The sequence below is a fragment of the Streptomyces sp. NPDC050161 genome (assembly GCF_044460025.1).
Lineage (GTDB): Bacteria > Actinomycetota > Actinomycetes > Streptomycetales > Streptomycetaceae > Streptomyces.
This window is the reverse complement of record NZ_JBITJM010000032.1, coordinates 24737-47227: the sequence shown is the minus strand read 5'-3', so window position 1 is coordinate 47227 and position 22491 is coordinate 24737. Positions and strand designations below refer to the sequence as shown.

The window sequence follows — 22491 nt, the reverse complement described above, 5'->3', positions numbered from 1 at the left end:
CCCGGACAGGGGTGCCGGCGTTGTCATACCGGGATGTGCTGCAGGTCGTGGCCGACGATGATCTGCCCGTCGAAGGTGCGGGCTGCTTGGGCGGCGTATTCCTGGTCGGGGAGTTGCCAGGGGATGAGGTGCCACAGGACGAGGGTTCTCACCCCGGCTGCGGTGGCGACGCGTCCGGCGTCCTCGGCGCTGGTGTGGGCCTGGGCGAAGTGCTGCTGCAGCCGCTCGATCCTGGTGTTCGAGCCGGACATGAACTCCGCCAGGTGGTCCGGGGAGTACGCCTCGTGGACGAGGATGTCCGCGCCGCGTGAGAGTTCGGCGACCTCGTCGCACCGGGCGGTGTCGCCGGAGACGACGACGGAGCGTCCGTGTGCGTCCACGCGGTAGGAGTACGAAGGCATCGGCGGGTGCGTGGCGGTGCCCGCGGAGATCCGTACACCGTCGGTGTCGTGCACGGTGCCGGGGCCGGAGACTTCATGGGGCCGGAAGAGGCCGGAGAGTGCGGGGCGGCCGAGCGCTTCGCGGTGGTCGATGTCCGGGGTGTTCAGCTCCAGGTACTGCTTCACCATCGACGTCAGTGGGGCCGGTCCGTAGAGGTCGACCGGTTCGCAGCGGGCGGCGGTCCATGCCAGGTGTACCAAGGTGCCGAGGTCGGCGTTGTGGTCGACGTGGTGGTGGGTGAGCGACACCGAGCGCAGGTCTTTCAGTGCGAGGCCCGCTGCGACTATCTGGCGGCCGACGCCGTTGCCGCAGTCGATGACGTGGATGTCGCCGTCGACGACGACGGCGGTGGCGGGGGCTGCCTTGCCGGGGTGCGGTTGCGGGCCGCCGGCGCTGCCGAGAATGACGAGTTCCATGAGGGCTCCTTTCAAGCCTCTGACCGCCCGGGGGTGCGGGCGCCCGGGGGTGTGGTCAGTGTTCCGTGGGGGCGAGTTCCTGCTCGGCCCGGTCGATGCCCTCGCCGACGGTCCCGCGCGCGAGGGAGCGGGTGGCGGCCAGGCTCAGCAGGCCGACAGCGAGGATGTAGAGGGTGATGCTGGTCGAGGTTCCGGTGGCTTTGAGCAGGGCGGCTGCGATGAGCGGGGTGATGCCGCCGCCGAGGAGCGAGCCGAGTTGGTAGGCGGCCGAGGAACCTGTGTACCGGACGCGCAGCGGGAACATGCTCGACGTCATGACGCCGACCGATGCGTTCGTCATCGACAGCACGACGCCCATCGACAGCATGTAGACGAGCAGCAGCGGCTTGTTGCCGAGGTCGATGACCGGCAGGAAGAACAGTGCCCACACCACCCGGGTCACGCCGCCGACGAGGAACAGTTTGCGCAGTCCCCACCGGTCGCCGAGGCCGCCCCAGTACGGGGTCGTCACCAGCCAGGTCACGGCGCCGGCTATCACTGACAGCAGCAGGAAGCCGGAGTCCATCCGGCCGGTTTCCTTGCCGTAGGACAGGACGTAGACCATGAATACGTAGGCGACGCTGGAGTTGCCGACGATGACGAGGCAGGCGGTCAGTACCGTGCGCCGGTGGTGCGTGAGCACTTCCGCCACCGGGGGCTTCTGCTTTTTCTTGGGGGGCTCGGCGAGTTCGCTGTAGACCTGGCTTTCCTCGATGGCGAGCCGGAGGTAGAGGCCGACGCCGACGAGCAGGAGGCTGAGGAGGAAGGGGATGCGCCAGCCCCAGGAGTGGAAGGCGTCCTCGCCGAGTGCTGCGGTGAAGCCGAGGACGGCGAGGTTGGCGGCGATGAGGCCGGCGGGCACGCCCATCTGCGGTGCGGCGCCGTAGAGGCCGCGGCGGTTGTCCGGTGCGGCTTCCAGAGTCATGACGACCGCGCCGCCCCACTCGCCGCCGAGGCCGATGCCCTGGATCACGCGCAGGAGCGTCAGCAGGAGCGGGGCGGCCACGCCGATGCTGCCGTAGTTCGGCACCAGGCCGATGGCGACGGTGCACAGGCCCATGATGAGCAGTGAGGCGACCAGGGTGTTCTTACGGCCGTACTTGTCGCCGAAGTGGCCCATGACCAGTCCGCCGAGCGGCCGGGAGACGAAGCCGGCGGCGAGGGTGCCGAAGGCGGCGATGGAACCGACGGCGGGGTCGGCGGAGGGGAAGAACTGGGCGTTGAACACCAGGGCGGCGGCGGTGGCGTAGAGGAAGAAGTCGTACCACTCGATGGTGCTGCCGATGAAGGCGGCCCAGGCGACACGTCGTGCCTGGTCGGTTCCTGTGGTGCGGTCGGTGGTTGGGGTCATGCGCGTGCACCTCGGGGGACGGACTGCTCGGGGTGAGCGGTCGCGGGGTGGGAGAGGACTCCGGCCGGTGCGGCAGGCTTTCCGGTGTGAGGCCGGGAGCGATGCCGGCGGTCATGGCTTCCTGGCCGTTGGCCTGCCGCGGTGTCCGCCTCGGCGAGGACGCAGCCGGCGACGCCGAGGTCGTGGTTGTGGTGCGTGTGGGCGCCTGTCTCGGTGGTGGCGTCGGGCACGTCTCGGTAGGCGCGGAGCCGTTCGCGGACACCGTCCGTGGTGAGCCGGCCGCCCAAGGCCGTGGCGTGGACGCAGTTCGCGCCGTACGGCTCCATGAGCCGGGCGGAGGCGGCCAGTTCGGTGGGCGTGGCCAGGTGCGGCATCGTCAGGAACCCGGCGGCGTCCTTGCCGGGTGCGCGGGCGGGTGCGATGTGCTGCGTACAGACGTCCGCCGCCGTGCAGCGGGCCGTCCCGTGCACCGGGCGGATGCCCAGTGCGTGGGCCTGCTTGAGGTCTCGGGCGGTGCCGATGCCGGGGAGCAGGAACATCGTGGGTTTCGCTCCCTCGGCGCTGTGGGCGACGGCGATGGTCCACGCCTGGTCGTGGCGTCGGCCTGCGGGGCGGGGCCGGTCACCCTGCTGTCGGGGGGATTGGCGAGGGGGAGGTGTCGCCTGAAGTGTCGGGCTGTCCGCCGTTGTCGTGCGAGGGGTGCCGAGCGCTGGTCGTCGTGGGCTGTACGTCGTTCATGTCGCCATGCCTCCAAGCTTTCGCTGTTGGCAGCGCCTGCCGGGTGAACGGAATCTTTCCTATCGGAGACATGCCTGGATAATGCCTAATCGGCTCAGCGGTATTCTCGTGCGGCATAGCTACAGCTCAGGTGCGGATCGGGGGCTCTCGTGCACGCGGACCATCTCCTCAAGGGCCGTCTCAAGACGCGGCACCTCGTCCTGGTCATCGCGATCGATGAGCAGGGCAGCCTGCTGAGGGCCGCGGAGCATCTGCACGTCAGCCAGCCGGTATTGACCCGCAGTCTGCGCGAGCTTGAGTCGCTGCTGGGAGTGGAGCTCTTTGAACGTGGTCCCCGCGGCATGTCAGCGACCCGGCACGGCCAGGCGTTCCTTGAGCACGCCCGGACCGTGGTGGCCGAACTCCGCCAGGCCGGCCGGCACATGACGGAACTGTCCGCGGGCACGGCAGGCACGGTCACGATTGGCACTCACCTGGCGGGAGCCAACGTCCTGCTCCCCCAGGCCATCGCCGCCCTCAAAGCGGAGCGCCCCCGCGTGACCGTCGTCGTCCGCGAGGCCACACCTGATCTGCTGGCCGCCTCGCTCCTGGCCGGTGACCTCGATTTCGTCCTCGGCCGGATGGTGCCGGCCGAGGGCACACGCCTGCGGCAGCACGCGCTCTACCAGGAACCGATCCGGCTGGTGACCCGCGCAGGCCACCCCGCCTGCGGGCTGGCGGACCCGACGCTGGAGGACCTTCTGGCCCACCCCTGGGTCGTGCCCGTGGAGCAGACCGCCCTGCGGCACGAACTTGAGGACGCGCTCTGGCGCAAGGGGCTCTCCCTGCCGGAGAACCGAGTCGAGTGCACCTCGATCCTGACCCTGCGCGCGCTGCTGCTGGAAACCGACATGGTGGCAGCGCTTCCGCAGCTGGTCGCCCAGCAGGACGGCCAGTTGACGATCCTGCCGACTGCTCTGGAAATGGTCGGCCAGCGCGTCGGCGTGACCGTACCCACACAACGCACCCTGTCCCTCACGGCGAAATTCGCCCTGGACCACCTGCACGCCGCGGCAGCCGGCGTCCAGAAGACCATCGATTCGGCGGCATGAAGCGGACACCACTCCCCGACCGCCGGCCGCCCTGCACCACAGACGCCTCACACCAATAAACCGAGCCGCGGCCCGGAGGACCGGCCGTGGTTGTTCAGCCGGCGCGGGGCCTGCGGCGTTGGCCGGGCTCGTGTGTGCGTGGTCGGTGTCGCCCGTGAAGGGGGATGCCAGGCCCGGACAGGCCGCAGCCCGGGTGCGCAGGGTGCGTATCCGGGCTGGGGTGGGGTGCCGTGATGATCGTGGTGTCAGGTGGAGAGGGTCTTGTGGAGGGCGTCGAGGCCGTCGCGGTATATCCCGGTGAAGAGGTCGATGACCTCGTCGTCGGTGGTGTTGTCGGGGTGGAAGCGGCCGGACCATTGGACCTCGGTGACGTCGTCGCGGCCGGGGACCGTGTGGACTTGGAGGGTGGAGACGTAGCCGTTGACGGGGAACGGGGCCTGGAGGATGGCGTAGCTGTAGTGGCGCTCGGTCTCGTTGAAGTCCACGAGGCGTTCGGTGATGACGTCGCCGTCGGGGTTCTTCAGCCGGCGGACGCGTCCGCCTTCGAGCGGGGTGCTCTCGGGGATGTAGGGGAGCCAGTCGGGCAGGGCGTCGAAGCCTCCGATGAGGCTCCATACCTTGTCGGGTGAGGCGGGGACGATGCGGCTGACGGATGTCGAGGCCATGGTCGTTCTCCTGATTCCGGTGCTGGTGTGGGGGGGTGGGTCAGGCGTTGTCGGGGAGGGGGGCGGCGGGGCTGACCAGGCCGGCGGCGCGCAGGTCGGTCCAGAATGCGGCCGGGATGTTCTCGTTGAGGGCGGCGGTGTCCTCGGCGATGCGGCTGGGGCGGGTGGCGCCGGGGACGGCGGCGGCGGCGGTCGGGTGGGCGAGGGAGAACTGGAGGGCGGCGGCCTTGATGGAGACGCCGTGCTCGGCGGTCAGGGCCTTCAGGCGGGAGACCTTCTCGACGATCTCGGGCGGGGCCTGCTGGTACTCGAAGTGGGCGCCGCCGGCGAGGATGCCGGAGCTGTAGGGGCCGCCGACGACCATGTCGACGTTCTGTTCCTGGGCCATGGGCAGCAGGCGCTGAAGGGCGTGTTCGTGGTCGAGGAGGGTGTAGCGGCCGGCGAGGAGGAAGCCGTCGGGCCGGGGCTCGTCGAGGGTGAGGGTCAGTTCGATGGGTTCGGTCTTGTTGACGCCCAGGCCCCATGCCGTGATGACGCCCTCGTCGCGCAGGCGGGACAGGACGCGGAAGGCGCCGGTGCGGGCTTCCTCGAACTTCTGCAGCCACAGGTCGCCGTGGAAGTCCTGGGCGATGTCGTGGACCCAGACGATATCGAGCCGGTCGGTGCCCAGGCGCTTGAGGCTGTCCTCGATGGAGCGCTCGGTGGCCTCAGCGGTCCACTCGTGGACGATCTTGTTCGGGTTGCCGTGCTCGAAGATGCCGCCCTTCTCGCCGAGGTCGCGGGCGCCTTCCTCGACCTCGTCGAGGATGACGCGGCCGACCTTGGTGGACAGGACGTAGGCGTCGCGGGGCTTGGTGGACAGGACCTCGCCCAGGCGGGACTCGGAGAGGCCGGCGCCGTAGAACGGTGCGGTGTCGTAGTAGCGGACGCCCTGGGCCCAGGCGGCCTCGACGGTGGCGGCGGCCTCCTCGTCGGGGATCGCGCGGAACATGTTGCCGAGCGGGGCGGTGCCGAAGCCGAGCTTGCCGGGAAGGATTTTCTTGAGTGACATGACAGTGCCTTTTCGTCAGCGGTGCCGGGGCGTGACGGCATCCCCGGCACGGGGATGAGGCATGAGCAGACGGATGCCTCTGCGGGTGGCGGCTCCGTCGACGGGGCCGTGGCGGTGGACACACGGCGGCATCTCGTCGGAGCCGGGTGTACGGCGCAGGTAGATGCAGGAGCGCCTTACATGTGAAGAGAATAGTTGCAGACGCGGGTAAATGCAAGAGGTTGCTGCTTCAGCCCGGCCGGTCGGCGGGAGGCGGGAGGCGCCGCGTTGGCGGGGTCCGCATCCCGCCACCACCGCCCACGAGAACCGCCCCTGCCCTGTTTCCAGGTCAGGGGCGGTTCTTGTGTCGTGGCCAACCGTCGCGGCACGCGGCAACAGGTCATGCCGGCCGGGCGGCGCCCTGCAATTGCTCGACGGCCTGGACCAGGGGTGCGAGCACGGGCTCGGTGGCCGCCTCGTCCAGGGCCTCCCGCAGAGCGGTGTTGTGCGTGGGGCGGGCCTCCTCCAGCAGGCGCAGGCCGTCCTCGCTGACGTCGGTGTAGATGCCGCGCCGATCGGTGGGGCACAGGTAGCGCGAGAGCAGCCCGCGGTCCTCCAGCCGGGTCACCAGGCGCGTGGTGGCGCTCTGGCTGAGGACGACGGAGTCGGCGACCTGCCGCATCTGCAAGTGGCCGCCCTCGCCGTCGTGCTGACGGCTGAGCACGTCCAGCAGTGAGTATTCGCGCGCGCTCAGCCGGTGTCCGGCCTGCAGCGCGCGTTCGACGCGGGTCTCGATGCGTCCGTGCAGCAGCGAGAGCGCCGACCAGCTGTGCGCCAGTGCGGTCATCGCCGGGTCGGTGGCGGTCATGTGCAGCTCCCTCGGTCGGGTCGTACGAGCACGGGCGCCGGCAGGGTCCGCCGCCGTATCACTGGCTTCACTATACCCGCGTTTACCGTTAGCCATCGTGTGCAATTATTGTCGAAGCCCGTAAGGCGCTCCCGCATCTTCCCTCCCGTACGTCGAAGGACCCTCGTCATGCCGCTCGCACTCCTGGCCCTGGCCATAGGGGCCTTCGGAATCGGCACCACGGAATTCGTCATCATGGGGCTGCTGCCCCAGGTCGGCACGGACCTCGGCGTATCCGTACCGACAGCCGGCTTCCTGGTCACCGGCTACGCCCTCGGCGTCATGGCCGGCGCACCGGTCATGACCGTCCTCGGCACCCGGATCTCCCGCAAGAACATGCCTGGCCGCCTGGCTCGGCGGCCTGGTGATCTCCGCCCGCCTCGGCTACGCCGCGCCCAACGCCGTCGGGGCCGTCCTGGCCGCCGCCGCGCTGGTGCTGGCCGTCCTCTCCCGCCAGCTGGAGCTGCGCCCGTCCCCCGCCGCGGCAACGCCCACCGGCCGCGAACCCACCGGCCTCGGCCGCGACCCCGCACCCGCGGACCTCACCGCCGCCCCGGCCACCGGCTCCGGCGCCGTTCCGGCCGCGGCGAGCGCCGTCCGCTCCTGACCGCCGCGACACGCGGACACCCGTCCCCCACCGTAGGAAGCAGCCCATGAGCACCACAGTGACCCCGCTGACCACAGCCGACGCCGAGACCCTCATCGCCGCGGCACGCCGCGCCGCCGACGAGGCGGGCGTCCCCGTCAGCATCACCGTCCTCGACGCCGGCGGACACCTGCTGGCCTTCCGCCGCGATGAGCGCGCCGTCCTGATCTCCGGCGAGACCAGCACCGCCAAGGCCTACACCGCCCTCCAGCTGAACGCACCGACCGCCGACCTGGCCGGCCTGGTCACACCGGACGGCCCCTTCCACTCCCTGCCCACCGCGCTGAACAAGCCCCTGCTGTTCATCGCCGGCGGCGTGCCGGTCCACCGCGACGGCCGGCTCATCGGCGCCCTCGGCCTCGGCGGCGGCGCCCCCGAGCAGGACCACGGCTTCGCCTCCACCGCCCTCCAGGCCCTCTGACCACCCGCCCGCGAAGCGGCAGCGGCCCGCACCCGAGGACCGCTCCCGCCCCGCTCCCCCCGCGCCCACCCCGGCGCCGCAACGAAAGGCCCCCGATGACCTCCGTACCGAACCTGACGCTCAACAACGGCGTGACCATGCCGCAGCTGGGCTTCGGCGTCTTCCAGGTCCCCGACGAAGAGACCTGCGCCGCCGTCTCCAGCGCCCTGGAGGCCGGCTACCGCAGCATCGACACCGCCGCGATCTACGGCAACGAGCGCGGCACCGGCAAGGCCATCGCCGCCTGTGGCATCCCCCGCGACGAGCTGTTCGTGACCACCAAGCTGTGGAACGAGGACCAGGGCCACGACAAGACCCTGGCCGCATTCGACGCCTCCCTGGACAAGCTCGGCCTCGACCACGTCGACCTCTACCTCATCCACTGGCCCACCCCGGCCCGTGACCTGTACGTGGAGACCTACAAGGCGCTGGAGAAGATCCTCGCCGACGGCCGCGCCCGCGCCATCGGCGTCTCGAACTTCCAGGTCCCCCACCTGCAGCGGCTCCTGGAGCACACCGGCATCACCCCGGCGGTCAACCAGGTGGAGCTGCACCCCGGCCTCCAGCAGGCCGAACTGCGCGCCTTCCACGCCGAGCACAACATCGCCACGGAGGCGTGGAGCCCGCTCGCCCAGGGCGCGGTCCTCGGGGACGAGGCGGTCGTGCGCATCGCCGCGGCACACGGCGTGACCCCGGCGCAGGCCGTACTGCGCTGGCACCTCCAGCTCGGCAACATCGTCATCCCCAAGTCCGTCACCCCGGGCCGGATCCGCCAGAACCTCGACGTCTTCGGCTTCACGCTCACCGACGCCGACATGACCGCCCTCGCCGGGCTCGACCGGGGCCTGCGCACCGGCCCGGACCCCGACACCCTCAACTGACCCGCGCCGCCCCGCGGTGCCCGTCCCCGCGGACCGGCACCGCGGGGCGGCCCTCCGGTCCCAGCAGCTCACCGCCTCGACGAGGGGAACGCCCCATGCAGATCGATCTGTCCGGCCGCACCGCGCTGGTCACCGGCTCCACCCAGGGCATCGGCCATGCCATCGCCACCGGCCTCGCCCGCGCGGGAGCCCGCGTCATCGTCAACGGCCGCGACGAGAAGCGCGTCGCGGAAGCCGTCCGCACCGTACGCGCCGCCGCCGGCAGCGACGACGTCACCGGCGCCGTGGGCGACCTGGCCACGGATGAGGGCACCGCCGCCGTCCTGAAGACCGCGCCCGGCGTCGACATTCTCGTCAACAACCTCGGCATCTTCGGCTCCGCCGATCCGCTGGAGATCGACGACGCCGAGTGGCGCCGCTACTTCGAGGTCAACGTCCTGTCCGCCGTCCGGCTCATCCGCGCCTACCTGCCCGGCATGAAGGAACGCGGCTGGGGACGCGTCCTCAACCTCGCCAGCGACTCGGCCGTGGTCATCCCCGCCGAAATGATCCACTACGGCATGACGAAGACCTCGCTGCTCGCCGTCAGCCGCGGCTTCGCCAAGGACGCCGCCGGCACCGGTGTCACCGTCAACTCCGTCATCGCCGGCCCGACCCGCACCGGCGGCGTCGAGGACTTCGTCCGCGAGCTCGTCGGCGACGAACTGCCCTGGGACCAGGCGCAGCACGAGTTCATGGTCAAGTACCGTCCGCAGTCCCTGATCCAGCGGCTCATCGAGCCCGAGGAGATCGCCCACCTGGTCGTCTACCTCGCCTCGCCCTTCGCCTCCGCCACCACCGGCGGCGCCCTGCGCGCCGACGGCGGCTACGTCGACTCCATCCTGCCCTGAGCCGGCACGCCTCGCCGTGCCCGCCTGACCCACGGTCCGGCGGCGGGCGAGGACGGCGAAAGCCCCGCCCTCACACTGAGGACGGGGCTTCATCGAGCGCTGGGCAGGCCTTGCACCTGCATCTCCCCGCAGGAAGCGGGGCGTCTTTCCTTGGACCACCAACGCCGGGCGCAGTGACCGGAGTTCCGGCCCGCGCTCAAGATCAACTATACGGCATGCCGGGGTCTGGTCGTCTCCACAGGAAGGGTGCGGCCCGGCCGTACGTTCCGTATGTTCCGTCATGGGCTGCCTGTCCGGTCCGGCCCCGCCGCTTACGACGCCGGCATGGCCCGGCGGCCGGGCCGCCGCGTCACGGCCCCGATACGCCGGGCCCGTCCTACAGGATGAGGAGGGCCGCGGCGGTCGCGGCGCCGAGCGTCGCGCCCGCCGCGGTCTGTGCGACTGTGTGGTACTTCAGCGCGACACGGGACCAGCACACTGCGGCGGTGACGGCGTAGGAGATCAGCCACCACGGCGAGTGGACGACGGCGAGCAGCGCGACGACGGCGCTCGCGACCGCGGAGTCGACGCTGATCTTCCAGGCGGTGTTGACCGCCAGGAGGACGACCGTCATTGCCCACAGCGCGAGCATCGCGACCAGGATGCCGCGGGGGGCCTGGCCCAGGATCATCACGACCGATCCGGCGCCTATGGATCCCAGGATGACAAAGAAGATCGGCGCGCGTTTCTTGCGGTCGACGACGTGCCGGTCGCCCCACGTGCCCCGTTTGCGCTCCCACTCGATGTAGGCGGCCGGGACGATCCCGGCGCACAGTGCGCCGAGCAGGCCCCAGAGGATGCCGGTCCAGTTCCCGGCAGCCGCGAAGCCGATGCCGAGCATCCCGGCGAGCAGCACGTTGCGGGGCTGGAGAACGTCGGTAACGGTGCGCGCGACGGTGGTGCTTGCGGTCACGCTCCCACCGCCACGGCCGCCTCGGGGAGGGCCTGTGCCTGTCCGGGGACCGGGTTCGCACCGAACGCGGCCGTCCGCGACCCACCGCGCCGGGCCGGCATCGCGTAGGCGAACCGGCTCGTCCAGCCGCCCGTGGCCGCACTGGCGGGGACACCCGACGCCGTGCCCCACCACACGCCGCGCTCGTCCTCGCCGGGCCGGGTGGCAGTCCGCTGCGTGCCCGAGCTGCCGTCGTACTTGCGGAGGTCTGTCAGCACAGAAGTGCTCATGGCGATCACCCCAAGACGCTAACCCGGCCACGGCGCGGCACTGGCCGGGAGTCCGGCCCGCCGGCTTCCCGCCGCCGGCCGGCCGGTGAGGCCCTTCGTCGACGCGGCGCGCGGCCGTCTCCTCCTGGAGGCGTCCGCTCCACCCGAGAACTGCTCGGCGGAGCTGCCCCGGATCCTGCTCTCCGCGCTCATTGCCCGGGTGCGGCCACCCCGCTCCGAAGCACGGTTTTGCCACCCGCTGTTCCTGTTGTTCCGCTCCAGCGTCGAAGCGCACTTCCGAGAACACCACGACGCCGGCTACTACGCCCGTGCTCTGGGATACGCGCCCCGCACCCTCTCACGAGCGGTGCAGCAGGCCACCGGCCGCACCGCGAAGGCGTACATCGTCGACCGGATCGTCCTGGAAGCCGAACGGCTCCTCGCGCACGACCGCCAAAACCCTGCGCTCGCCCCGCTGCTTCGGCGCCGTCGTGCCTGTCTGCGCGACCTTTAGCGTCTTCGGGGAATCCCGCAGCAGCCCGGTGCTCTGGCCGGTTCCTCCCGCAGCAAGGAGCAGCAGTTGACCCCGTACTCGCTGGCGTTCTACGTGGACGTCATCGCCACAGGCACCGTGCTCGGCGTGCGCCCCACGAGCTCTCCCGACCATGTCACCGAAGCCCTCGGGCCCGGCTTCGCCGAGAACAGCTTCGACGACCTCACCATGTGCCGTGACTACGGCCTGGCCGAGTTCTTCTGGGACCGTGCCTGCGCCGACCAGCCCTGGTCCGGCCACCACTTCACCCTGCAGGTACACAGACTCGCGGAAGGGAACCGCGCCCTCGCGGGCGAGACGCTCCGCGCCCGGTACGGGCGGTTCGCACCCAGGCTGCGGTTCGGCAAGCTGCAACACCTCCTGCAGCGGCGCGGCATCCCCCTGCTGGAGATCCCGGAACTCCCGGCGAACGCCCCGTACTACCGGACGTTCTGGCAGCCCGGCTCCCAAGCGGCTGTCTCCGTCGTAGGCACCTACGGCGAATACACCACGCCGGACAAGCTGCGGGTCGGCGACGTCTACAGCATCCAGGCCCCGATGACCGCCGAGGAAGTCGAACGGCGGACTTGGGCACCCGGTGCACCGTAATCACAACCACGCGGACGACGAACGCGAGACCCGCCATCTCGGCGCCGTCCGTCTGGAGCGTCACCGGCTGGGCAGCGCCGGGGTGAAGAACACCTACGACGCCGTGGCCGCCGTTGTGGCCAGCCTGGCCTGACGCTCTCACATCACTTCGGTGCCGGTGCAGGTCCGCGGATTCGTGAGCGCCGTCAGCCGGTCACGAGCACTGTCCGAGCGATGTGGGGTGATCATGAGCAGCTGTGACGTCCCAGAGGTGATTCTCAGCGCGATGCCCGCAAGGAAGCGTCCAAGGTGCTCATGAGGTGGGCAACGCGGCCCCTGCCTGTTGGCGCGAGCGGATACCGGCCAAGAACATCGATCAGGACCGGCGTGGCGCGTCGCCGGGCCTGCTCGATGAGCTTGTCTCCGACGTCGGGATCGTCGCCTGCGCTCAACTCGGCCACGCGCGCTGCACATGCGGCCCCGCGCAGGATGTGACCTACCTGGGTGGCCTTCGCGATGGGGTGCAGGTACGCGGCAGCCGCGGCGTCGCCAGCAGCGCGCGCAGCAAGGCGTGTGGTCTCGGCGGGTGCTTCCTTCGCTGCCCGGTGCGCGTCCAGCGCGGTGACGCGCTGCAACGTGGTCCTCCTCGCGCCGTTCACGAACTCCCAGGCAGCATCAACGGCTGCGCAAGGCCGGGGATCACCGGGAACAGCCTCCTCGAACACCGGGAGGACTTCCTGAGCACTCTCCACCACGTAGCGCGCTACAACGCGCAGCTCTTCCATGGTCAGTTCGAAATCACCGGCTCCGGTCGTCATGACCCGATTCTCCCATCGGCGCGGTGTTGACGACGGTGCGGAGTTGGCGCGGGCGTCGCTCCGGGGAGGTGGCGGTGGTAGTGGTCGGTGGATGCGCAGGTACGTTTCGGTCCGGGCCGGACGGGTGTGGCATTCCACGGTGGTGGATCCGGCGGCTTCCTCAGCTGCCTCGGCGCGGTTGTGGGCGTTTTGAAGTGCGTCGGTGGGGACGGCCGCCGGGGTGCTCGCGCGGGGAAGCCCGGTGGTGGTCAGGTCGTTCACCACGAGGGACGCCTTGCCTTTCGTCGCGTATGGGGTGGCCTGTTGCCGGGCTTGGCCGCCGCGACGGGTGTGAAGTCGACGCCGATCAGGTCGGCGTGCGCTGCGCGGGCCGGCCGCAGGCCGGGGCCGCGAGTGTGCGACCGCGTCGGTACCGTCGCGCCGGTCAGGGCTTGGTCGTTCTCAGCGCCGACGGGTCGCAGCTGCCCTGGCCGGGTGATGGTGCCGGGTCAGCGGGGAGGGGCGTCGTGGGCGAGGAGGGCCAGTTGGACGCGGTTGTCCAGGTTCAGCTTGGCCAGCGCGCTGGACAGGTGTGCTTTGACGGTGCCGACCGACAGGTGCATCCGGGCCGCGATCTCGGAGTTGTTCAGCCCTTCTGCCACCGTGCGGGCGATGTCCTGTTCCCGGTCGGTGAGATGGGCCAGGCGGTCGGCCGCCTGCTGGCGGCGGGTGCTGTCGCCGGTGTCGGCGGCGTGGTCGATCAGGGTGCGCATGGCGGCCGGGGACAGGGAGGGTTCGCCGCGGCCGGCCCGCCGTACCGCTTCGATGATCTCTTCCGGTTCGGTGTGCTTGAGCAGGTAGCCGGCGGCGCCGGCGCGGATGGCGGCCAGCACCGTGTCGTCCGCGCCGAATGTGGTCAGCACGATCACCGTGGGGGCCTGGGCGCGGCAGGTCAGGGCGCGGGTGGCGGTGATCCCGTCCAGGACGGGCATCCGGATGTCCATCAGCACCACGTCGGGGTGGTGCTCGCGGACCGCAGCGGGTACGTCGGTGCCGTCGGCGGCTTCGCCGACGATCTCGATGCCGTCGGCGCCGCGCAGCATCATCTTCAGGCCGGCCCGTACCAGGGCGTCGTCGTCCACCAGCAAGACCCGGATCACGCTGTCCCCTCGGTGTCGTGTGGCGGCCAGGGTAGTTGGGCGCGCAGCACGAACCGGCCGCCGGTCCGGTGGTGGGTGAGTGTGCCGCCGTCCAGGGCGACGCGTTCGCCGAGTCCGGTCAGGCCGACCTGGGCGCCGGGGATCTGCGCGGGGAAGCGGCCGGCGGGCAGCGCGTTGGTCACTTCGAGGGTCAGCCCGCGGCCGGGGCTGCCGGCCAGGCGGACGGACACCGTGGCGCCGGGGGCGTGTTTGCGGGCGTTGGTCAGTCCTTCCTGGACCACCCGGTAGGCGGTGCGCTGCACTCTGGGGTTGAGGTCCTGCCCGGCGCGGTCGTCCGGTTCGCGGTGCAGTTCGACGGTCTGGCCCGCTGTCCGTGCCTCCGTCACCAGGGCGGGGATGTCGTCCAGGTGGGGCTGCGGCGGTGCCGTGTCCGGCGCTGCCGGCGTCGTGCCCGGCCCTGTCGGCATCGTGCCCGGCGCTGTCGGTGTCGTGTCGGTGGTGCGCAGCAGTTGCAGTACCTCCTGCAGTTCTTCCAGGGCCTGGTGTGCGTTGTCGCGGATGATCCGGGTGCTTGTGGCGACTTCGTGGGCGGTGAGTGCGGTCCCGCCCGCGGTGGCGGACTGCCGGCTGCGGAAGTCCAGCGCGCCGGCGTGCACCGACAGCAGCGAGATGCGGTGGGCGAGCACATCGTGCATCTCCCTTGCGATGGCCTGCCGTTCGCCGCGGCGCACTTCCGCCAGCCGCCGGGCGTGTCCGGCCCGCTCCCGTGCCACGTCCTGGCGCAGCCTGGCCAGCAGCAGCCGCCTTGCGCGCAGGGCCCGTCCCCAGGCGAAGAACACCAGGTGGTACGCGAGAACGAAGGCCATCTGCCACCCTCGCTCGTCGCCCGGCACCACGAGCCATACGTTGGTCTGCGACGCCGTCACGAACACCCCCAGGACGGCGGCTGCCTGCGCTCCGGGGGCCCGCAGCGCCAGGTTCAGCGTGATCACGGTGCCGGCGCCGAAGGCGCTGGCGGAGAGCAGCATGGACGGCACCGCGAGCAGGGCCACCCCCAGCGGGTGCGTCCGCCGCCACCACAGTGAGCAGCACGCCAGCATCCCCAGCGGCAGGTCGGCCGCCTCCGCCCAGGCGGGCGGATGCTCCTGGAGGTGGGCCGGGCCGTACACCGCCAGCCCCACCATCAGCGCGCCGGCGAAGACCGATGCGCCGACCGCCCGGTCCCGCCCTGTGCGCCGTGAGCCCGGTGCGGTCTCCGGTGCCGGTGGGGCGGGCAGCAGCAGCCGCTGTATGCGGGCGGCGGCGTGGCGGGTACGGGTCATGGCCTGAGGATAGGAGTCCGTCCGGGTGCGCGCGTCGGCCAACTGGCCGTGGTGCATGGCCACTCGGCCTTCTGCGGGCCGCCTGGGCGGCGGTGTGCCCGTCACGGTCGGCGTGGTGCGCGGCCGTAGGCCCGCGCCAGGGCGTGGAATGCCTGCTTGGGTTCCCAGTGCCAGTCGGATGCCGGGTCGTCGGGCCGGTCCTTGATGGTCTTGACGATGCTGTAGCTGGCCATGTCGAGGTCGTAGCGCGGTTCGGGGCGGTGCGGGGCGTCGGGGGTGAGGAATTCGAATGCCATGGCCGAGTAGAGGCCCATCGACTCGAAGACATCGAGGAGTTCGATGAGGTATGCGGCCTGGGTCGGCTCGCTGCGGACCAGATCTCCGATGATCTCTTCCGGCACTTTGGTGTGGTCGACGACGTTCCAGCCCATGTCGGCCTGCTGGGGGGCGCCCAGATACGTGCAGCTGCCGAATTCGCAGATCGCCAGCGGTTTGCCCCAGCGCAGGAACTTCGTCAGCTCCCGGATGTAGTCGTCCGGGCGGGGGAATTGGGAGTAGTAGTCGATGCCGACGATGTCGAACAGGTTCCAGTCGACGGTCTCGTCCTGGGCCGCGGCATAGCTCACCTGGCCGCGGAAGACCGATCTGCTCAGGGCCGCGGCCCGTGTGGTGAAGCGGTGCAGCCTGCGCTGCATCTGCTGCCAGTCGACGTGGCCCTTCTGCATGTTCTCGATCCGCTCCAAGGCGTCGTCGCCGGGCACGATGCCCGGCACGAACAGCCAGACCTCGCAGCCGATGCTGAGGACGACCCGGGTGCCGTGCCGCCGCAGCCGCTCGGCGTGCATGCCGGTCTCTGCCAGGTGCTCCAGGATCTCCCGCTCCGGGCGGTCCCCCAGGGTGGGCTGGAGCCAGATGTGCAGGCCCTGCTCGGCTGCCTCCGATGCGGTGGCCGTGAGCCGGTCGACGCCGTCCCCCGTGACCTGGACCGAGTCGGCGTGCAGGTCGTTCTTGATCGCCTGGATGTCCTTGCGCATCCTCGCGGCGCTCCATGCCGTCCCCGGCGTCTCCCCTGCGCCGAGCGTGTAGCACACGCCGCGGTGCTTGAGCCCGCGCCCGGGTGGGGGCCCCTCGGTGACCTGTGCGGCCGTACCGGCGGCTGCGGCTGCGGCTGCGGCCCGGCCCGCCGCCAGGAGCGGGCCTGTCGCCGCCGCGGCTCCGACGGCCCCCGCCCCGGCCAGAAACTGCGCCCTGCTGATCGCTCCGTTGCGCATGCGTCTTCCCCTCCGTCTTTCGCCGGTTCATGGCATGGCCGGCGGCCTGTTCCACTCTGGTGAGCGGCGGCGTCCCCGTCATCAGCCGGTCGTCCCTGCGCCTGCGACCACCGGCCTGTTCCGGCAGGCGTTTTCCGCGCCACCCGGCCGATGGACAAGGGGGGTTGCCCCGGCTTCAGGACCTCGTGGCGGCGGTACGACGGCGCGCCGGGAGTTCCGTGCGGCACTCGGGCCGGGGCAGCGTGGACAGCCTGCGCGCCGCCTTCGCTCCTCTTCGCTGCTTCTCGGCAACGGGCCGTGCACCGCGCAGGTTTGACGGGTCGACCGGGGCCGGCCCTGGGTGACCACTCGGTCCTGCTCAGCGATGAGGACGAACACCGCAGGGCGCGGCGGCTGTTGATGCCCGCCTTCACCGGCGCCGCGCTCCGCGGATACCAGGAGATGGTCACGACGCTGACCAGGGCCGAGGTGGAGCGCTGGCCTCAAGGGCAGGTGATCGGTGCCCACCGGCGGATGCAGGCGCTGACGCTGGAGGTGATCCTCCAAGTGGTGTTCGGTGTCACCGGCGAGGACCGCCTCACCGAGATGCGGCCCCTGGTGCGCGGTGTTGCGGACATCGGGCCCGTCACGCTGCTGGGGCTGCCGTACCCGGTGCTGCGCCGGGTCGGGCCGTGGCGCGGGCGTGCCTGTCTCCAGCGGCGTCTGGATGCTCTTCTCCACGCGGAGATCGCCGATCGGCGGCGGGCCGGGGATCTCGGGCGGCGGACGCGGGGCGGGCCCGGCGCCAGCGCGCAGGGATAGGGCCTGCGGAGGCACCTCCGCTCCCAACTCCGCGCTGTTTCAGGGCTGTTGGGGTTCTTCCCCGTTCTCCGGGTGTGCCGGCCGGGTGTTCTAGCGGGTCTGTTCGGCCAGTACCGTCAGCCGGCCGGCGAAGTAGCGCTCCGCGCACCGGCGCCGCTGGACCTTGCCGGATGAGGTGCGCGGGATCGAGCCCGCTTCCAGCACCACGACCTTGTCCGGGGCGTGGCCGAGGTGTTCCCGCAGCAGTGCCATCACCCTCGCGGCCAGTTCCGCGTGGTCCTGTGTGCCGCGCTCCGGCTCCACTGCGGTGACCATCCGCTCGGTGTCCGGCACCACGAAGGCCGCGCAGGCCTGCCGGGCGCCGTCGGCCCGTGCCGCGACATGCTCGTAGTCCTCCGGGTAGAGGTTCCGGCCGCAGACGGCCAGTCCGCCGGGTGTGCGGTATCCGAGGTCACCGGTGCGCAGCCATCCGTCGCGCAGCACCTGCGCGGTCGCCTCGGGGTCCTGCCAGTAGCCCGTCATCCGGGCGGGGCTACGGACGCAGATCTTCCCCACCGTCCGTTCGGCCAGCGGTCGTCCCGATGGGTCCGTGACTTCCGCGTGCACCCCGGGGACGGGGTGCGCGCACACGGCCAGGGCTCTGGCTCCGGGGGTGTCCGGGGGGACCGGCCGTGCGGTTGCGCCGGGCTGGCGGGAGTCGCGGGAGACGTGGTCCCAGGTGAGCGGTTCGCTCACCTCTCCCCTCGCCACGGCGGGGCCGGCCCGCCGCCGCGGGTGGAACGCGGTGGGCGGCGCCGGGAGTTCGCCCGCGCGGGCGGACGCGGCGACGGGGCGGGGCGGGGCGGTCGCCGCCATGGTCAGATGCGTGCCGTGGTGAGAGAGTCGTTTCGGGACGAGCCGGCTCGGCTGGGGGGACACGATGCGGACCAAGGACCTGGCGCAGGTCGCGCTGTTCGCCGCGCTGACGGCGGCACTCGCTCTGGTGCCGCCCCTCGACGTGGGGTTCGTCCCCACACCCGTCACCGCCCAGACGCTGGGCGTGATGCTCGCCGGCGCCGTCCTGGGTGCCCGCAGGGCGGGGCTCGCGCTGCTGGTGTTCGTGGTGCTGGTGGCGGTGGGTCTGCCGGTGCTGGCGGGCGGGCGTGGCGGGCTCGGTGCGTTGCTCGGCCCGAGCGGCGGGTTCGTCCTGTCCTGGCCCGTCGGCGCGTTCGTCACCGGCCTGCTGACCGAGCGTGCCTGGCGCCGCTACCAGGTCCTTGTCGGCGTCGCGTGCAACCTGGTGGGCGGCGTGTTGGTCGTCTGTCTCATCGGCATTCCGTACATGGCTCTCGTCGGCCGTCTCCCCCTGCGTTCCGCGTTCGTCGGGTCGCCGGCCTTCGTGCCGGGTGACCTGGTGAAGGCCGTCGTCGCGGCGATGGCCGCGGTCACGGTCCGCGGCGCCTGTCCCCTGGTCAAGGGCGCGGCGGCATGACCGTCGCCGGCGGGTTCCTCGCCCGTGCCGCCGCGCACCCCGAGCGCACCGCGCTCGTTCTCGGCGGCGCCCCGGACCAGCGGTGCGGCTATGCGCAGTTGCTCGGCGGTGCGCTCGCCGTGGCCCGCGCGCTGCGTGCCACGCTGGGCGCCTGTCCGGGGCCCGGCGTACGGGTAGCCGTCCTGCTGGGCAGTTGCCGGGAGTTGCTGGAGATCTTTTACGGGGGCGCGCTCGCGGGTGTGCCGGTCATGGTCTTCGACCCGGCGTGGAGCGCCGCCGAACTGGCCGCGATCGAGCAGGACACGCCGCCTGCGCTGCTGTTCAGGGCGGGCCCGGCGGCCGGGTCCTGCGGTGCGCGCTCCAGCACGGTCATCGAGGTCGGCGGGCCCGGCTACGAGGACTGGCTGCGCCGCGCCGGCGGCAGGGGTGCGGACGGCGTGGAGGGGCTGCCCGAGGTCTCCGGCGGCGCCCCGTTCTATGTGGCGTTCACCTCGGGGAGCACCGGCCGGCCCAAGGGAGCGGTGCGCTCCCACCGTTCATGGCTGCGCAGCTTCGAGCGGACCACGGCCGAGTTCGCCATCGACGCCACCGACCGCGTCCTGCTGCCCGGTTCGCTCGGACACTCGCACTTCCTGTACGGGGCGGTGCACGGCCTGCACTGCGGTGCGCAGATCCACCTCCTGCCGGGGTTCGGGGCCGGCGCGGTCTTCGACGCCCTGGACCGCCATATGATCACCCGGCTCTATCTCGTACCCACCATGTTCGAAGCGCTGCTCGACCACGCGCAGCAGAACCCGGGGCGCTCCTTCCCCGCTGTGCGCTCACTGCTCTCGGTGGGAGCGAAGTGGTCGCCCGCCCGCCGCGCGCAGGCGGGCGTGCTCTTTCCGAACGCGGACGCGGCCGAGTTCTACGGTGCGACGGAGCTGAGCCTGGTTTCCCTTCTGCACGGCGACGGTGACGGGCCCCGGGACTCGGTGGGGCGGCCGGTGGCCGGTGTCGAACTGTCGCTGCGGTCGCCCTCGGGCGAGGAGGTCGCGCCCGGCGGGACGGGGCGGGTGTACGTGCGCAGCGACATGCTGTTCAGCGGGTACCTCTCCGACCAGGACAGCGGGGCGCCCGACGGGGACGGGTGGTTCAGCGTCGGCGACGTCGGCCGCGTGGACGAGGACGGCTACCTCTACCTCGTCGGGCGGGACAAGGGCATGCTCATCAGCGGCGGCCTCAACATCTACCCCGAAGAGGTCGAAGCGGCGTTGCAGCGCCTGGACGAGATCGCCGAGGCCGCGGTGATCGCACTGCCCGACGAGCGGTGGGGAGACCTGGTGTGTGCGGTGGTGCGGTGGCGCGAGGGCGCCGGGCTGAGCCGGGCGGAGGTGCGCGATGGCGCCGCGGCGCACCTGTCGCGGCAGAAGTGCCCGCGGCGGGTGTTCGCGACGGACCGGATGCCGTACACGTCCAGCGGGAAGATCGACCGCAGGGAGCTGCGCGGCATCCTGCTGGACGGCCGGCGGCACGGCCTTCAGGAGGTTGTGTGAATCCTCCCCCGGTCAGCTACAGGGAGGTTCCCGGTTCGCGCCGCCTGCGGGCCGGCGGCCCGGCGGGTCTTCCGCGGTCAACGCCCGGCCGGGGTGGACCGGCCCGGTTCGGTACAGCAACACGTGGAGGTGCAGGTGCTGTCCTGGTTGTCGATCGGCACGGTGTGCGCGCTGGGTTCTCGCTCCGCACGCCAGGCGGCCTGCGCGGCCGTGGGGGCGGTCTTGCGCCCCGGGGGTGAAGCCCCGTTCTGTGCCCTGCTCCGCAGGGGTCCGGTTCCGGCTCTGCCTGGAGGCCGGGGCACTCCCGGAGGGGTCCGGTGAACGCCGTGCGTCCCCTCGTCGTGGCGGCCCGGCGCACGCCCATCGGCCGGGTCGGCGGTGCCTTCGCCACGACGACGATCGATGGCCTGCTCGTGCCCGTACTGGCCGCCCTCGTGGCCGAATTGGGCATCACCGGCGACGATGTCGACGACGTGATCGTGGGGAACGCGGGCGGGTCGGGCGGCAATCCGGCCCGGTACGCCGCGCTCGCCGCGGGCCTCGGCACCGGCGTACCGGGCCTGACCATCGACCGGCAGTGCGGCAGTGGCCTGGAGGCGGTCAGCCTCGCCTCCCGCATGGTGGCGGCCGGTGCCGCGGACCTCGTCCTCGCCGGAGGCGCGGAGAGCGCCAGCACCGCGCCGTGGCGGGTGGAGCGCCCCGCCGCCCTGCACGGCATCCCCGCCTTCCAGTACCGTCCGCACTTCGTTCCCGCCGAGTTCGGGGATCTGGACATGGGGGTCGCCGGGGAGAACGTCGCCCGCAAGGGCGGGATCAGCCGGGAGCGGCAGGACCGGTACGCGCTGGACAGTCACCGCAAGGCGCTGGCCGCTGCCGGCGCCGGCCGGTTCGACGGTGAACTGGTGCCCGTCGAGGTGCGGGTGGGCAGGGCGGGTGCGCTCACGGTGACGGCCGACGAGTGCCCGCGGCCGGACACCGGCCTGGACAGGCTCGCCCGGCTGCGCCCGGCGTTCGTCGAGGGCGGCACGGTGACGGCCGGCAACTGCTGTCCGGTCAATGACGGGGCGGCGATGGTCGCGGTGGTCTCCGACCGGAAGTTCCGGGAGCTCGGGTTGTCCCGGGGGCTGCGGGTCGTCGACTCCACGACGACCGGGGTGGATCCCGAAATCCTCGGCTGGGGACCGGTACCGGCCGTCCGTGCGCTGCTCGGGCGCAATCCGGGTATCGGCCTCGGTGACATCCCCGTGGTGGAGTTCACCGAGGCGTTCGCCGGGCAGGTGCTGGCGTGTCTGGACGAGCTCGGCATCCCCGAGGAGCGGGTCAACCGCGGCGGCGGCGCGATCGCCCTGGGGCACCCGTGGGGTGCGTCGGGTGCCGTGCTGGTGACCCGCCTGTTCGCCGACATGTTCGGGACCGTGGACCCGGCGGCGGCGACCGCCCGGTACGGCCTGGCCACCCTGGGCGCGGCGGGCGGCCAGGGTATCGCCGCCCTCTTCGAGCGGGTCACGGCATGAGGGCGGCACCGTGCTGAGCCTCCATCACGAGGCGCGTACGCCGGTCCATGCCCTGCCTGCCGGTGTGAAGCTGCTGCTCCTCTTCGCCGTGGGCACGGTGGTCTTCTTCGTCCGCTCGCCGGGCGTTCTCGGGTGGGCGCTGGCCGTGGTCTGCCTGTGTTTCGCGCTGGCCAGGATCCCGTGGCGGACCGCCGTCCGGCAGCTGCTCACGGTGCTGCCGTTCGCCGCGCTGCTGGTGGCCGCCCAGCTGGTCCTCGCCGGCGGGCGGACCGCTGTCCTGGTCGGCGAGCGCATCGTGCTCCTGGTGATGCTGGCCCATCTGGTGACGCTGACGACCCGTACGTCGGCGATGATCGCGGCGGTCGAGGGCCTGGTGCGTCCGCTGGCGCCCTGGGGGGTCAGGCCGGAGCGGATCGGTCTCGTGGTGGCGATGACGATCCGGTTCATTCCCGTGATCAAGGAGCAGGCCGACCAGGTGCGTGCCGCGCAGCGTGCGCGGGGCGTGGAGCGCAGCGCGGCCTTCTTGACCCCGTTGCTGGTCAAGACGCTGCGGCTGGCGGACGGGCTGGGCGAGGCGCTGGATGCCCGGGGGCTTGACCCGGACGAGCGGTCTTCCTCCCGGCGCGGGAAGCGCCGGCGCAAGGCCGCTGCCGGTTCCGGCACCTGACGTACGGCGGGTTTCCCCGGGTGCCTCTTCCCGCCGGGTGAGGTCTTGGGGCCTTGCGGTCGCGGGGTCGTGGGGCAC

25 protein-coding genes and 2 pseudogenes are annotated in these 22491 nt (G+C 71.8%); 14 read left to right on the top strand and 13 right to left on the bottom strand.

Going from position 1 to position 22491, the window contains the following annotated elements; translation table 11 throughout:
• Positions 1–23: 23 nt before the first annotated feature.
• Genes ACIBK8_RS33360 through ACIBK8_RS33350 form a run of 3 tightly spaced genes read right to left on the bottom strand, consistent with a single transcriptional unit; the run spans position 24 to position 2786 of the window.
• Complete coding sequence (locus ACIBK8_RS33360) at positions 24–857, bottom strand: MBL fold metallo-hydrolase (protein WP_399046164.1); 834 nt, start codon at positions 855–857, stop codon at positions 24–26.
• A 55-nt stretch (positions 858–912) separates the two neighbouring features.
• Entirely contained in the window at positions 913–2247 is a 1335-nt protein-coding gene (locus tag ACIBK8_RS33355; RefSeq protein WP_399046163.1) for an MFS transporter, read from the bottom strand.
• A complete protein-coding gene (locus ACIBK8_RS33350; protein WP_399046161.1) occupies positions 2244–2786 on the bottom strand; it encodes a hypothetical protein in 543 nt (180 codons plus the stop codon). Before ACIBK8_RS33350 ends, ACIBK8_RS33355 begins: the two co-directional genes overlap by 4 nt.
• A gap of 348 nt (positions 2787–3134) precedes the next feature.
• On the opposite strand from ACIBK8_RS33350, the gene ACIBK8_RS33345 reads away from it, so the two are divergent.
• Positions 3135–4076, top strand: a complete 942-nt coding sequence (locus ACIBK8_RS33345) for a LysR substrate-binding domain-containing protein (RefSeq protein ID WP_399046159.1) — start codon at positions 3135–3137, stop codon at positions 4074–4076.
• 245 nt (positions 4077–4321) lie between these two features.
• Here ACIBK8_RS33345 and ACIBK8_RS33340 read toward each other — a convergent pair whose 3' ends face one another.
• From ACIBK8_RS33340 to ACIBK8_RS33330, 3 genes are all read right to left on the bottom strand, one after another.
• Positions 4322–4741, bottom strand: a complete 420-nt coding sequence (locus ACIBK8_RS33340) for an SRPBCC family protein (RefSeq protein WP_399046158.1) — start codon at positions 4739–4741, stop codon at positions 4322–4324.
• Between the two features lie 40 nt (positions 4742–4781).
• On the bottom strand, positions 4782–5792 hold the full coding sequence (locus ACIBK8_RS33335; protein WP_399046157.1) for an aldo/keto reductase: 1011 nt from the start codon (positions 5790–5792) through the stop codon (positions 4782–4784).
• Positions 5793–6171: 379 nt separating this feature from the next.
• Positions 6172–6639, bottom strand: coding sequence for a MarR family winged helix-turn-helix transcriptional regulator (locus tag ACIBK8_RS33330; protein ID WP_399046156.1), 468 nt, complete (start codon positions 6637–6639; stop codon positions 6172–6174).
• A 168-nt stretch (positions 6640–6807) separates the two neighbouring features.
• Here ACIBK8_RS33330 and ACIBK8_RS33325 point away from each other — a divergent pair.
• The 5 genes and pseudogenes from ACIBK8_RS33325 to ACIBK8_RS33305 all read left to right on the top strand — a co-directional run.
• Positions 6808–7017: pseudogene (locus tag ACIBK8_RS33325) on the top strand (MFS transporter); the annotation flags it as partial.
• 25 nt (positions 7018–7042) lie between these two features.
• Positions 7043–7285: a hypothetical protein gene (locus ACIBK8_RS33320; protein ID WP_399046176.1), complete on the top strand. Its 243-nt coding sequence runs from the start codon at positions 7043–7045 to the stop codon at positions 7283–7285.
• A gap of 46 nt (positions 7286–7331) precedes the next feature.
• The gene (locus ACIBK8_RS33315) at positions 7332–7745 is read left to right on the top strand and encodes a heme-binding protein (protein WP_399046154.1); all 414 of its coding nucleotides are present in this window, start codon (positions 7332–7334) and stop codon (positions 7743–7745) included.
• Between the two features lie 95 nt (positions 7746–7840).
• Positions 7841–8665: an aldo/keto reductase gene (locus tag ACIBK8_RS33310; RefSeq protein ID WP_399046152.1), complete on the top strand. Its 825-nt coding sequence runs from the start codon at positions 7841–7843 to the stop codon at positions 8663–8665.
• Positions 8666–8760: 95 nt separating this feature from the next.
• The gene (locus tag ACIBK8_RS33305; protein ID WP_399046150.1) at positions 8761–9555 is read left to right on the top strand and encodes an SDR family NAD(P)-dependent oxidoreductase; all 795 of its coding nucleotides are present in this window, start codon (positions 8761–8763) and stop codon (positions 9553–9555) included.
• 376 nt (positions 9556–9931) lie between these two features.
• Here the strand turns inward: ACIBK8_RS33305 and ACIBK8_RS33300 are convergent, their stop codons facing one another.
• Entirely contained in the window at positions 9932–10507 is a 576-nt protein-coding gene (locus ACIBK8_RS33300; protein WP_399046148.1) for a hypothetical protein, read from the bottom strand.
• On the bottom strand, positions 10504–10776 hold the full coding sequence (locus ACIBK8_RS33295) for a hypothetical protein (protein WP_399046146.1): 273 nt from the start codon (positions 10774–10776) through the stop codon (positions 10504–10506). The genes ACIBK8_RS33300 and ACIBK8_RS33295 overlap by 4 nt, the downstream gene beginning before the upstream one ends.
• A 91-nt stretch (positions 10777–10867) precedes the next feature.
• Here ACIBK8_RS33295 and ACIBK8_RS33290 point away from each other — a divergent pair.
• From ACIBK8_RS33290 to ACIBK8_RS33280, 3 genes and pseudogenes are all read left to right on the top strand, one after another.
• Positions 10868–11221: pseudogene (locus ACIBK8_RS33290) on the top strand (helix-turn-helix domain-containing protein); the annotation flags it as partial.
• A 114-nt stretch (positions 11222–11335) separates the two neighbouring features.
• Positions 11336–11896, top strand: a complete 561-nt coding sequence (locus ACIBK8_RS33285) for a hypothetical protein (protein ID WP_399046144.1) — start codon at positions 11336–11338, stop codon at positions 11894–11896.
• The gene (locus tag ACIBK8_RS33280) at positions 11886–12029 is read left to right on the top strand and encodes a hypothetical protein (RefSeq protein WP_399046142.1); all 144 of its coding nucleotides are present in this window, start codon (positions 11886–11888) and stop codon (positions 12027–12029) included. The genes ACIBK8_RS33285 and ACIBK8_RS33280 overlap by 11 nt, the downstream gene beginning before the upstream one ends.
• Positions 12030–12153: 124 nt before the next feature.
• On the opposite strand, the gene ACIBK8_RS33275 is transcribed toward ACIBK8_RS33280, so the two are convergent.
• The 4 genes from ACIBK8_RS33275 to ACIBK8_RS33260 all read right to left on the bottom strand — a co-directional run bounded on the left by ACIBK8_RS33275 (position 12154) and on the right by ACIBK8_RS33260 (position 16425).
• Entirely contained in the window at positions 12154–12693 is a 540-nt protein-coding gene (locus tag ACIBK8_RS33275) for a putative immunity protein (protein ID WP_399046141.1), read from the bottom strand.
• Positions 12694–13181: 488 nt separating this feature from the next.
• On the bottom strand, positions 13182–13832 hold the full coding sequence (locus tag ACIBK8_RS33270) for a response regulator (RefSeq protein WP_399046140.1): 651 nt from the start codon (positions 13830–13832) through the stop codon (positions 13182–13184).
• Entirely contained in the window at positions 13829–15154 is a 1326-nt protein-coding gene (locus tag ACIBK8_RS33265) for a sensor histidine kinase (protein WP_399046138.1), read from the bottom strand. The genes ACIBK8_RS33270 and ACIBK8_RS33265 overlap by 4 nt, the downstream gene beginning before the upstream one ends.
• A gap of 101 nt (positions 15155–15255) precedes the next feature.
• Complete coding sequence (locus ACIBK8_RS33260) at positions 15256–16425, bottom strand: abortive phage infection protein (RefSeq protein WP_399046137.1); 1170 nt, start codon at positions 16423–16425, stop codon at positions 15256–15258.
• A gap of 312 nt (positions 16426–16737) precedes the next feature.
• Between ACIBK8_RS33260 and ACIBK8_RS33255 the strand changes: the two genes are divergently transcribed.
• A complete protein-coding gene (locus tag ACIBK8_RS33255; protein WP_399046135.1) occupies positions 16738–17226 on the top strand; it encodes a cytochrome P450 in 489 nt (162 codons plus the stop codon).
• Between the two features lie 90 nt (positions 17227–17316).
• On the opposite strand, the gene ACIBK8_RS33250 is transcribed toward ACIBK8_RS33255, so the two are convergent.
• Positions 17317–18081, bottom strand: coding sequence for a hypothetical protein (locus tag ACIBK8_RS33250; protein ID WP_399046133.1), 765 nt, complete (start codon positions 18079–18081; stop codon positions 17317–17319).
• Between the two features lie 64 nt (positions 18082–18145).
• On the opposite strand from ACIBK8_RS33250, the gene ACIBK8_RS33245 reads away from it, so the two are divergent.
• From ACIBK8_RS33245 to ACIBK8_RS33230, 4 genes are all read left to right on the top strand, one after another.
• The gene (locus ACIBK8_RS33245; protein WP_399046131.1) at positions 18146–18697 is read left to right on the top strand and encodes a biotin transporter BioY; all 552 of its coding nucleotides are present in this window, start codon (positions 18146–18148) and stop codon (positions 18695–18697) included.
• Positions 18694–20232, top strand: a complete 1539-nt coding sequence (locus ACIBK8_RS33240; RefSeq protein ID WP_399046130.1) for an AMP-binding protein — start codon at positions 18694–18696, stop codon at positions 20230–20232. The genes ACIBK8_RS33245 and ACIBK8_RS33240 overlap by 4 nt, the downstream gene beginning before the upstream one ends.
• Positions 20233–20549: 317 nt before the next feature.
• Positions 20550–21746 (top strand): thiolase family protein, encoded by a 1197-nt coding sequence (locus ACIBK8_RS33235; RefSeq protein ID WP_399046128.1) that lies wholly within the window; start codon positions 20550–20552, stop codon positions 21744–21746.
• 10 nt (positions 21747–21756) lie between these two features.
• Positions 21757–22413 carry an energy-coupling factor transporter transmembrane component T family protein gene (locus ACIBK8_RS33230; RefSeq protein WP_399046126.1) on the top strand — a complete coding sequence of 219 codons (657 nt, stop codon included), beginning with the start codon at positions 21757–21759 and terminating at the stop codon, positions 22411–22413.
• The last annotated feature ends 78 nt before the right edge of the window (positions 22414–22491 follow it).

What these genes read in the sequence shown, in the direction of transcription:
- ACIBK8_RS33340 (WP_399046158.1), bottom strand. Translation starts at nt 4,741, where the DNA reads ATGGCCTCGACATCCGTCAGCCGCATCGTCCCCGCCTCACCCGACAAG.
- ACIBK8_RS33275 (WP_399046141.1), bottom strand. Translation starts at nt 12,693, where the DNA reads ATGACGACCGGAGCCGGTGATTTCGAACTGACCATGGAAGAGCTGCGC.
- ACIBK8_RS33240 (WP_399046130.1), top strand. Translation starts at nt 18,694, where the DNA reads ATGACCGTCGCCGGCGGGTTCCTCGCCCGTGCCGCCGCGCACCCCGAG.
- ACIBK8_RS33360 (WP_399046164.1), bottom strand. Translation starts at nt 857, where the DNA reads ATGGAACTCGTCATTCTCGGCAGCGCCGGCGGCCCGCAACCGCACCCC.
- ACIBK8_RS33330 (WP_399046156.1), bottom strand. Translation starts at nt 6,639, where the DNA reads ATGACCGCCACCGACCCGGCGATGACCGCACTGGCGCACAGCTGGTCG.
- ACIBK8_RS33265 (WP_399046138.1), bottom strand. Translation starts at nt 15,154, where the DNA reads ATGACCCGTACCCGCCACGCCGCCGCCCGCATACAGCGGCTGCTGCTG.
- ACIBK8_RS33355 (WP_399046163.1), bottom strand. Translation starts at nt 2,247, where the DNA reads ATGACCCCAACCACCGACCGCACCACAGGAACCGACCAGGCACGACGT.
- ACIBK8_RS33305 (WP_399046150.1), top strand. Translation starts at nt 8,761, where the DNA reads ATGCAGATCGATCTGTCCGGCCGCACCGCGCTGGTCACCGGCTCCACC.
- ACIBK8_RS33310 (WP_399046152.1), top strand. Translation starts at nt 7,841, where the DNA reads ATGACCTCCGTACCGAACCTGACGCTCAACAACGGCGTGACCATGCCG.
- ACIBK8_RS33350 (WP_399046161.1), bottom strand. Translation starts at nt 2,786, where the DNA reads ATGTTCCTGCTCCCCGGCATCGGCACCGCCCGAGACCTCAAGCAGGCC.
- ACIBK8_RS33315 (WP_399046154.1), top strand. Translation starts at nt 7,332, where the DNA reads ATGAGCACCACAGTGACCCCGCTGACCACAGCCGACGCCGAGACCCTC.
- ACIBK8_RS33335 (WP_399046157.1), bottom strand. Translation starts at nt 5,792, where the DNA reads ATGTCACTCAAGAAAATCCTTCCCGGCAAGCTCGGCTTCGGCACCGCC.
- ACIBK8_RS33295 (WP_399046146.1), bottom strand. Translation starts at nt 10,776, where the DNA reads ATGAGCACTTCTGTGCTGACAGACCTCCGCAAGTACGACGGCAGCTCG.
- ACIBK8_RS33260 (WP_399046137.1), bottom strand. Translation starts at nt 16,425, where the DNA reads ATGCGCAACGGAGCGATCAGCAGGGCGCAGTTTCTGGCCGGGGCGGGG.
- ACIBK8_RS33250 (WP_399046133.1), bottom strand. Translation starts at nt 18,081, where the DNA reads ATGGCGGCGACCGCCCCGCCCCGCCCCGTCGCCGCGTCCGCCCGCGCG.
- ACIBK8_RS33245 (WP_399046131.1), top strand. Translation starts at nt 18,146, where the DNA reads ATGCGGACCAAGGACCTGGCGCAGGTCGCGCTGTTCGCCGCGCTGACG.